Raw genomic sequence first — 10,150 nt, 5'->3', positions numbered from 1 at the left:
CCGGAGGTTTGAGACTCGCTCCTTACTCCCATACACTCGTGTGTATCCTGGCAGCAACCCGCCTCCCGCAGGTCGTTTAATTGTTTTTCTTTGGATCTACATGGAGCGGAGCAAGGAAAGCTCCGCCTCCGGTGTGCATACGCGCAAGAGCGGTAACATCCTTTTCCCCCTTTCTCACGCTCTTAGTCTTGGCAAGCGTCGTACCGCTACTGTAGCCGTTTGTTACGAGCCGTGTGGGTGAGTCAGCAACCAATATATAGTATATAGTATACAGCGTTGACTTTATGAATTCCGTAAAAATTGGCAACTCCGCGCTATAACCCGGAAAATTGCATACTCATTGTGTATCAAAGCATAAATCCGAACATCTAATAGCCAATCTATGCCTCAAGATAACTCCTGTCAAAATCTCAGAGGTCGTTTTTTTAAAGGTCATTTGGAAACTCTTTGTCTATGTTTGCCATCAATAGGAGGTACAAGCTTTCGTGGCGTTGGTGCTTCTGTTGGCGGTAACGTTAACAACGTCCAAGGCGATAACAACAAAATAGTTCAGGGAGATACAACCATGACTGGCGATCGCAATATCAACACAGGTGGTGGCAATTATAACGAGCGCATTCATGGCGACTACGTTCAAGGTAATTACTACGCTGCTGGACAAACACAAAGTCTTGCTGAAGCTGCTGCTGAAATTCAACTATTACTAAAACAATTAGAGCAAACTTATCCTACTACTACTACATCACAACAAATGGTAGTCGCAGCAGAAGCCATCAAGCACATTGAGAGTAATCCATCATTGAAAAAACGTGCAATAAATGCAGCAAAGTCAGGTGGTTTGGCTGCTTTTGAAAAAGCAATTGATAATCCCGCAGGTGCTTTTATTGTTGGCGCTATCAAAGGCTGGCAGGAAGTACAAGCAGAAGATTAAAGAATTGAATTAATAAGCTCATAGTTTGCCAATCCATAGGTTTAATAATTAGCTCATGCAAGAATATGGAAGAACCGAACCCGTTTAAAAACCGCAATATTAATACTGAAGGAGGTCATTATAACGAACGGATTGAAGGCGACTATATTCAAGGTAATATCTTAAAACAGATAACTAATATTTTTATTGGACGTAAATATAGTAGTGAATTAGCAAATTCCAGAGACCGTGTACAACAAATACAGTTAAACCAAGTTAGTACTGAAGTTGAAAGTCGGATAAATAGTTCTCTACATAATCGTGTTTATGTTGTTCTAGAAGCAGAGCAAAATCCATCTCAGGTTGAATGCCCTTGGGATATGGAGGTAAAAATTGGTTCTAAACCTAAAGTTCGTCTGAAAGATACAGAAATTATTACAGTTTTTGATCAGCCTGATATTGATGGTAGATTATTAATTTTAGGTCAGCCTGGTGCAGGAAAAACTACCATCCTCCTTAAGTTAGCTTTTGACTTAATAAAACGTGCTAAACAAGACCCTACACATCCTATACCAGTACTATTTTCTTTATCTTCTTGGAAAAATAATAATCAAAGTATAAAAGATTGGTTAGTTAATCAGCTTAAAGATAAATACGGGGTGCGAAAAGATATTGGGAACAAATGGGTAGATAATCAGGAAATTATACCCCTGTTAGATGGTTTGGATGAGTTGGCAGCAGAATATCAAGAACAGTGCGTGAAAAAAATTAATGATTTTCTACACACTGGATGGAGCAATCCTTTAGTTGTTTGTAGTCGCCAAGAAGAGTATCAGCAGTATGCTACTTTACTACAACTAAATAGCTCCCTGGAATTATATCCTTTTACTATAGAACAAGTCTATCAATATTTAGAAAACACTGGGAATTTACAATTGTGGGGCAGTATTAGTAATGATACTTATTTAAATCAGTTAGCTAAAACCCCACTTCTATTAAATATTATTGTTCTTTCTGCTGAAGAAATATCACAAGAAACTTGGCAGCAGATGAAGTCTTCTGAGGAACGTTTAAGTTATCTATTTGAAGTTTATATTCACAGAATGCTCAAACGTCCTTACAAGGATAAAAAGCAGCCTAAGCAAGAAAATACTAAACGCTGGTTAGGTTGGTTGGCACAGCGATTAATAGATGAGAATGCCTCTGAGTTTTTGATTGAAAGACTGCAACCATATTGGTTACAAACTGAAAATCAAATCTTTGTTTATAATTTTCTTGTCGGTGAAATTTTATTAACACTATTTCGTTGGGTAAATATACTCTCTAACGTGGAGTATTTAGGGTTAACTTTAGGGCTGATTATTGGACAGATTAGCGGAAAAATTTTAATAGATGAGCAAATAGAAAAGATAAGGAGATTTCTTAATTATCTAGATCAATATAATATGTTTATAGGTGGTCTGTCTTACCTAATTAGTGCGGAAATTCCTTCTAAACTGTTGTCCGATTTCCAGCTAATTTCGGATTTCTATCTAATAAAAGGGCTAATTTTTGGATGGATTTTAGGGTTAATGCTAGAATTGAATGGAAGTACAATACAGAGTTTTGAAAAATTTAATTTTTCTTTTAATTTTTTTTCAACGGCTTTAGTCAGTGATCTGAAATCAGGACTTAAAACTGGATTAAAATTAGGAATTATTTCTGTAATAATTTTAGCCTTATTAGCCTTAATTATTGTTGTCTTAAATAGTTATTATGGGCTAATTAGCCATGTTTTAAATAGATATAATAAACTGATGCTTTTGTGGATTTTGGCGCTGATTATAATAACAATAATATTTTTAGGACTGTGCATTGGACTGTTCTTCGGACTAGTGCATGGACTAATAGATGGGCTGATATCTGGATTTTTAAAACAAGAACTAGAAAACAAAACGGTTCCCAATCAAGGAGTTCGCCAATCAGTCATTAACAGTGTTATTATAGCGTTAATATGCTCTTTCTCATTTATCTTATTTCTTTTAATCATTCGATTTGTACTTTTTTCTCTACTAATTCTACTAATATTTATATTGCATTATCAAAATAATCTCAATAACAATTTAGAGAAATATTTATTTCCTAATTTAGAATCGACATTATTTCTTGTAAGATCGTTGACAATAATTATTGGAATATATGTAGGAAATTCTGCAATTGGACATTTAGTTTTGCGCGTAATTCTTTGGTCTAATGGTTGTGTCCCTTGGAATTATGCTAAGTTTCTCAACTACTGCACCAATCGCTTATTTCTGCAACGAGTTGGTGGTAGCTATCGATTTATGCATGATCTATTGCGTCAGCACTTTGCCAATTCCTATGCTCAAAACGAAAAACGCTATGAAGAAGCGCTGACATCTTTTGATAAAGCAATTCAATTAAATTCTAAACCTGCTTGGGCTTGGGCTCAGCAAGGTAGGTCACTACTGAAATTAGAACGTTATGAAGAAGCGCTGACATCTTTCAATAAAGCAATTCAATTAGATTCTACATACGCTTGGACTTGGGGTCAGCAAGGTTGGTTACTACTGAAATTAGAACGTTACGAAGAAGCACTGACATCTTTCAATAAAGCAATTCAATTAGATTCTAAAGACGCTTGGACTTGGGGTCAGCAAGGTAGGTCACTACTGAAATTAGAACGTTACGAAGAAGCGCTGACATCTTTCAATAAAGCAATTCAATTAGATTCTAAAGACGCTTGGGCTTGGGGTCAGCAAGGTTGGTTACTACTGAAATTAGAACGTTATGAAGAAGCGCTGACATCTTTAAACAAAGCAATTCAATTAGATTCTAAAGACGCTTGGGCTTTATATAACCTAGCTTGCAGTTATGCAATGCAAGGAAATATTGAACTGACGATTGATAACTTACGACGTGCAATTGAATTAAATACTAATTGTAAAGAATCAGCGAAAACTGACCCTGATTTTGCTAATATTAGAGAGCATGAACTATTTAAAAATTTAGTAGATAAGTAATAGAATAGCAGTGAATATAGTGAATATATAATTTATGATTTTGGCTTGGAAGAGAGAAAAGAAATAGTTCCTGAAGAAGCAGTTTTATTAAATCAGAATAGTAAGTGTAGCGAACTGCAATCACAAACACCCAAACAAGATTTTTAAATTGCCCCTCTCGCCAGGTATTTTTGCATGCATTAATTAGATTGAGTCACTGATTGAAACACAAGAAAATATTCCATTACGAGGATTACCTTGTGAGAAAATCAGTTTTCTTTCCCTCAAATTCATCACAACTGTTGATACAGTTCCATAAGTGAGTCCATCAAAGATGTTTGTCTCTGACTGGCGACATATTGGTAAATTTCCTTCCTGATCAAGAAGAATTTTTAACATATCAGCTTCATGTCGTCCGTTTTGAGTAGACGTAAGAGACTTTGCTCGAACAATTCGCGCTGCTGAACTTTCAGTTTCTTCGGGTAAGTCAATCTTTTCCCTTTTTGAAGTCAGAAATCCATTCGTGTGAACCACAACATTGTTCACTTCAACTTCATCTGAATTGAGAGCAAATAATTGGTTTCCAGAAAGTTCGAGATTGACATACTTACCTGAATCATCTGCGATCAGAATATTACTCATCGTTGCTCGTTCAGCAGCAGTAATTGCATGATACGCCTCATTTAGTGAGCGAGAGTCTAAAACCTTTCGCAAAAGTATATGCACAGGAATACCTCCTGTGGGGGCTTGACATTTAAGAATGTTGAGACAAACGCCAACACCTGCTGCGTTTAAGCCGATTTTGACAAAACCTGGTTCTCCTAAAGAAAGAAAGCGGAAACCATCTTGTCGTGTCACGTCAAAAATGACAGCTAAGTTTTCAAATTCTTCTACCCAGTCCCAATTTTGCCCTAGAATACTACTTTGTTTGAAGTAAATAGAGGTACATTCATTAGGTGTGCTAGAGCGAAGTATTTCAGTTCGGGATATCAGCATGATGATTTCCCAAAGCGATCGCCCTGCGTGAGATGCGATCGCCTCTAATTCAACAGCATACGGCTGTGAAAATTCCTGAATCCGCTCAAAAAATGATAACGAAATCGCCTTGAGGGAAGCATCCGTCCATTGGGAAAAAAGTTTTGATCTGTAAAGTTCAAAAGCTCTTTCAATGCGATCGCTGAGCTTAGTACCGTGTTCTGCTCCTATCTCCTGTGGAGAACCTGTTAAACGAACTAAGGGTAATTTTGCTATTGGATGTTCTTCAATAAGATTTGGAGGAACAACCTTTAAGCCTTGAGCAGTAAGTAATTCAACAGTTGAATCTTTACTTATATCAGCATGAGATGACACAACACTCGCCTCGCACTACATTAGTTTTGGTTTGACTGTACTTTTTCAAAATGAAATCCGCTTTCTTGGAAACCGCTGCAGCGATCGCCACCACCTTTGACTTTATCTGCTTTAACTTTAACGACTTGAACAAGAACTGGTTTTTTATGACGTTCACCTTGATTGAAGCTAAGCTCATCTCCTGAAGTTTCATCAGATGCAACCGTAATAGATTTGAGCTTTTCAAGTACAGTTTGTCGAGAGAGCTTTTTGGATTCTAGAGCTGCTAACAGAGCTTTGGTAAAAGCCTGAGTTGCATCATAACTCATAGCAGTTCGCCAGCTTACCCCTCCTTTCCATCTTTCGCAAGCTAGCTTTGCAAAAGTTTCTGAAGTTGGTTCTTTGGTAAACCAAGGAACCGCCAAAACCAAGCCTTCAAGAGCAGCTTCACCTTGTTTCAAAGTTTCTGGATTATACAAAGACTCTCCTCCGAGAAGCTCTAAATTTTTTGGCAAGTTCACTTGATTTTTTTTGTAAGCGCGAACAATGTCAATCACGGTAGAAATGAGTTCTGTACTTGGGAAAAAAACAGCCGCTTCAGCTTTATCTTTAAATACACTAAGTATTAATTGATCAGATGCATCTTGTTTCTCGTCTGCCAAATTTACACGCCTGACAATTTCTCCGGTATAGTACTCTTTAAAAGCGTTCATCATGCTTTCACTGTAGCTATCTTCTTCTTTATAAAAAATCACAACTCGATTGATGTTTTTGCTCATGGCATAGTTAGCTAAGGTTTCAGCACTTAGTTGATCAGAAGGAACTGCTCTAAAAAAAACCTTGCTTTTTAAGGTAGTACTGGTGCTGGTGGGAGATATCATTGCTAAACCTGCCTTTTGATACTCAGTCAGTGCAGCCTGACTAGCTGTACTAGCATTGTGTCCAATCACTCCTAAGACATTTGAGTCTTTAGCCAACTCTCTAGCAACTGCTTGAGCTTTTATTAAGTCATTACTATCATTAACAATAATGATATTTAGTAATCGACCTGGTGAGTCACCGCCACTAATGTTAAAAGTTGTTTGCGCTTGTGCGACTCCTCTCAAGATTTCTCTCGCAATTTCCCTTGTAGAATTGACAGGTACAACGACTGCTAAAGTTAGATAACTACCATGTTTATGTGCTTGTGCATTGTTGTAGTAAATTTCAGCTTCTGGGTCATTACTATCAATCGATTTTGCTTTTTCAAATAAAGAAATCGCTTGTGAATAATCGCCTCTTTTGAAAGCTTCAATACCCTTGATTTGATAAAAATTTCCATTACCCAAAAAGAAAGTCCGTTCTCCTTGACTAAAGAGTTCTGGTTCAGATACATATGGAATAAATAATGATTGAATTCTTCTCGTTAATTGCGGTACACTTACCCCAATTACCACCACTAGCATTGCAGCTATCGCCCAGGGAATCCGCTGAGATTGATGAGCATTTTTTAGTTCTAATTCTAGGCTGGTATTGAGAAATTGATAATCTTCAACTGTCAAAATTTTACCAGCACTCCATTTGATTGCTTTTCGTAATTTTTGTCCCCGTAATAGCCAGGATTTATTTTGGCGCTCAGAAGACAACCATCCGAGTAACTCCTCGTCATAAGGTCGTGTATCTGCTAGCATTTCATCGACCCATTTTGAATCAAAAACTCGTTGATAAATTTTGTTAGAAATAGTTAATTTACCGTTTTTTTCTACTACAAGACCTGACAAAATTAATTCACTTTGCTCTGGACTGTCATCAACTTGTAACTCTTGTGTTTGCAGAAGTTTTAAGTAGAGCTTCAGCAACTTCAAAATAGGTTCTTTACTATTGATAATTCTGTCGCGAATAGTCCTTAAATGTTGAGGTTCATCCTGAATTTCCCAATTTTCAATTATCTTTGTTTCTACTAATCTTGTTACCCGCCTAAATATTGCTTCTCTATTAACAGGAATAATATCTTGAGAATCTGCAATCATTTTACATATTTTTTGAGTGATAAAGGGTTGACCACCAGTCCAGTTCAACACTTCTTGAAGAAGGTCTTCGGCAATATTGAGTTTATTATTAACTTTATTTTTTAACCCTTGGGCTAGAGGTCGAACTTCCTCAAATGAAAAACCGTTTAATTGAATTGCTTCACCAATATTAAAAGGCGTGCGCTTCTTATCTTGAATTAATTGAGAGGGCGTAGCCACTCCTAGCAACGCAAAGGTAATTCGGTTGTAGTTTGGATTATCAGCACGCTTGTTATAGCAATCACGGATAAAAACAAAAAAATCATCGATTGGAAAATCTAAACCAAGAACAATGTCTATTTCGTCTATAAAAATGACTATGTTTCCAGAGACTTCTGCCAGTAATATTTCTTGAAAGAAATCAGATAATCGCTGCAAAGGAGTTAGCTGCTTACGCTCTTGCCACCAAGTTGATAATTGCTTGATTTGTAACTCGAACGTATCTGCCAAATTTTTGATGAAAGTATAATACCACTGTTCTTGGGTAACTAGTTGAGTTCCAAATGAATCAAGAGTGATTAAACCACACCTGAAGCCTTCATTTTCTAATTTTTTGCTGACTTGGACTCGCAAGCTAGATTTACCCATCTGCCGAGAATTGAAGACATAACAGAACTTCCCGGCTTGTAGTCCTTCAAAAAGATTTCTATCAGCTTGTCGTTCTACATAACTAGGATTGCCTGGTTGTAAAGTTCCGCCTACTTGATAGTATTTCATTGTTCATTACCCATTGTCCGTTATTTGTTATTACCTAGGTAAAAGCGGAAATAATCACGATACAATTTGCAGCGTGGCTTGGCGGAATATCCTTCTAACTTTACCAGTCCCAAACGTTGCAATGATCTAGCAAAAGCTGGCTCTAGTTGCACTGGGCTATCCGCCCTGACAACTTTACGAAACTTTGTTTTTAACTCTGAATTTTTGTTAAGGATTTCCAAGAGTTCAAGCAGATGGTCACTAAATGGTCCAGCTGGAGTAGGTGCAATTTCTAAAAAGTTCTCAAAGGTAATTTCATGAAGTCTAAAATAATCGCACGCTGTTCGCAGTAAAAAGGGATGTCCTCCTAACATTTCCATCAGTTGCTCGCTCTGATTTCTATTCCACCTCAGTCCATGACGCTTGACCAAATTCCGAACCTGCTTCAGACTAAATTCTGGTAAATCTATCGGTAACCCCACATTAGCAAGGGGTGAGCTATTGATATCTAGCGAAGCATAAACTTCGGTGGAATGAACAATTATCAAACGCAGTTTTTCCCAAATCATACCAATGGAATTGCCAGATTTTGCCAATTCGTGCCATGTTCGGAGCATGGTACAAAAGTCTTGAGCAATTAATGGTTGTTCAAAAACTAAATCAACATGATTTAGAGCGAGTACTAAAGGACTAGTCCTGTTTGCTAACAAGTATTGTTGAAAGTAAATTTTGCTGTTATAAATGGGAGTCGCTTGATTATCCCAATACTCATTTAACTTATTGGGTAGCCCTAACTCATTCCCAACAGCAACACAGAAAGACTGTAAGAATTTTTCCAGATCAACTAGTACTGTGCTATCTACTAACTCCCGAAAGCATAAAGTCGCTGTTTGATAGTTATGTCCTCTTGCATAAGTGAGAATCCGATTCATCAGAGATGTTTTGCCCATCTTGTTAGGTGCTTTGATACGAATCAAAGCACCAGGCTGTATAATCTCCTCATAACAGCGCTCTTCGATTCTCGGACGCTCCACATAGATACCAGCTGAGCGTTTGTCTTTCTTTTTATGCAGAACTGGGGTGGAATATTCGGAAATGCCTTTTAATTGAATATCCGCACAACCAAACTTAAAAGCCTCTTCAATCGGGCGACTTGCTCCCAGTGCTGTGTAAAAGCCGACAGCAAAGGCGATCGCAGCTGGATCACCGATTGCTTGGTTCATTCCAATCACAAAAGCGATATGCTTAACAATAGCCTTTGCCTGAATCTCTGAATAACAAGCATTCAGAAACACACAACTGACTTGATCGGCCACTAATTCAAACAGCGCAGCTAAAGCTGAAGCTTGTACAGGTTGAGTTTCACCAAATTCATTTTCAAAGCAAAGCTCACCACTACTTGTGCTATGTCCGGAAAAATGAACAATATCAGGCTCAACATCCACTATTGCTTGAATGATATCTCCTGGACGTGCAGATGGTCTGTACTCTATCCGAAATCTTTCTCGCTCCTTGGCTAGTTGCAACCTTTCTCTGATATCTCGCAACTCCTGTTGTAAACGAAGCCTAGCTGTATCAGTAGGATCAGCCGTCAAAAACAGAATCCTAATCTGGCAATCGTTTTTCATCCAGAATCACTCCCTAAGATAAATTATTTATCAGCCAGCGTCGTTTTTCACTAATACTCATTGCCGCTTATGGGTACTATCAGTATGTCAACAGTGAAATTACGTTAAGTTACGTTAATTTTCTTAAATCTTGTTGAATTATAAAGTTATGTTTGGTTGAATTATAAAGTTATGATGAAGAGACATCAGTACACTTCATCTCAATCAAATGCTTATCCTTACACTCAACAAATAATTTCTGTATTCACCAACGCCTAAAATCACATGGCTCAAGTACAAAGACTAGCGATCGCATTTTCACAGTTCCAACAAGAGGAAATTTTGCTCACACCTCAACAACTACATTACCTGGAGCGTGTATTACGTTGATGTGACGGCGATCGCTTCATTGCAATCGATGGTAAGGCGAAATACTGGCTGGTGGAGTTAGAAGGAGAAAAAAGAAAATGAATTTGATGATGTGGTGTGCTTAAGCTCTACTACAATGTGAACTACCACACACTGCCCTAACGGGTCAGTGTGGGCTTCTCAAATCCCCGT

Annotated in this window: 5 protein-coding genes and 1 pseudogene; 3 read left to right on the top strand and 3 right to left on the bottom strand. The window is 37.7% G+C overall.

Annotated elements, in window-relative coordinates:
* Positions 1-382: 382 nt before the first annotated feature.
* Complete coding sequence (locus tag DP117_RS31765; protein ID WP_248277921.1) at positions 383-931, top strand: hypothetical protein; 549 nt, start codon at positions 383-385, stop codon at positions 929-931.
* A gap of 65 nt (positions 932-996) precedes the next feature.
* Entirely contained in the window at positions 997-3,930 is a 2,934-nt protein-coding gene (locus DP117_RS31760) for a tetratricopeptide repeat protein (protein ID WP_169222165.1), read from the top strand.
* Positions 3,931-4,113: 183 nt separating this feature from the next.
* Here DP117_RS31760 and DP117_RS31755 read toward each other — a convergent pair whose 3' ends face one another.
* Genes DP117_RS31755 through DP117_RS31745 form a run of 3 tightly spaced genes read right to left on the bottom strand, consistent with a single transcriptional unit; the run spans position 4,114 to position 9,610 of the window.
* Positions 4,114-5,259 carry a C45 family peptidase gene (locus tag DP117_RS31755; protein WP_169222164.1) on the bottom strand — a complete coding sequence of 382 codons (1,146 nt, stop codon included), beginning with the start codon at positions 5,257-5,259 and terminating at the stop codon, positions 4,114-4,116.
* 20 nt (positions 5,260-5,279) lie between these two features.
* On the bottom strand, positions 5,280-8,003 hold the full coding sequence (locus DP117_RS31750; RefSeq protein ID WP_169222163.1) for an AAA-like domain-containing protein: 2,724 nt from the start codon (positions 8,001-8,003) through the stop codon (positions 5,280-5,282).
* A 20-nt stretch (positions 8,004-8,023) separates the two neighbouring features.
* Entirely contained in the window at positions 8,024-9,610 is a 1,587-nt protein-coding gene (locus tag DP117_RS31745; protein ID WP_169222162.1) for an AAA-like domain-containing protein, read from the bottom strand.
* Positions 9,611-9,874: 264 nt separating this feature from the next.
* Here DP117_RS31745 and DP117_RS36715 point away from each other — a divergent pair.
* Positions 9,875-10,057, top strand: a pseudogene (locus tag DP117_RS36715) (RNA methyltransferase PUA domain-containing protein); the annotation flags it as partial.
* Positions 10,058-10,150 lie beyond the last annotated feature (93 nt).

It is taken from the genome of Brasilonema sp. UFV-L1 (genome assembly GCF_012912105.1).
Classification (GTDB): Bacteria; Cyanobacteriota; Cyanobacteriia; order Cyanobacteriales; family Nostocaceae; genus Brasilonema.
This window is presented reverse-complemented; position numbering and strand designations above follow the sequence as displayed.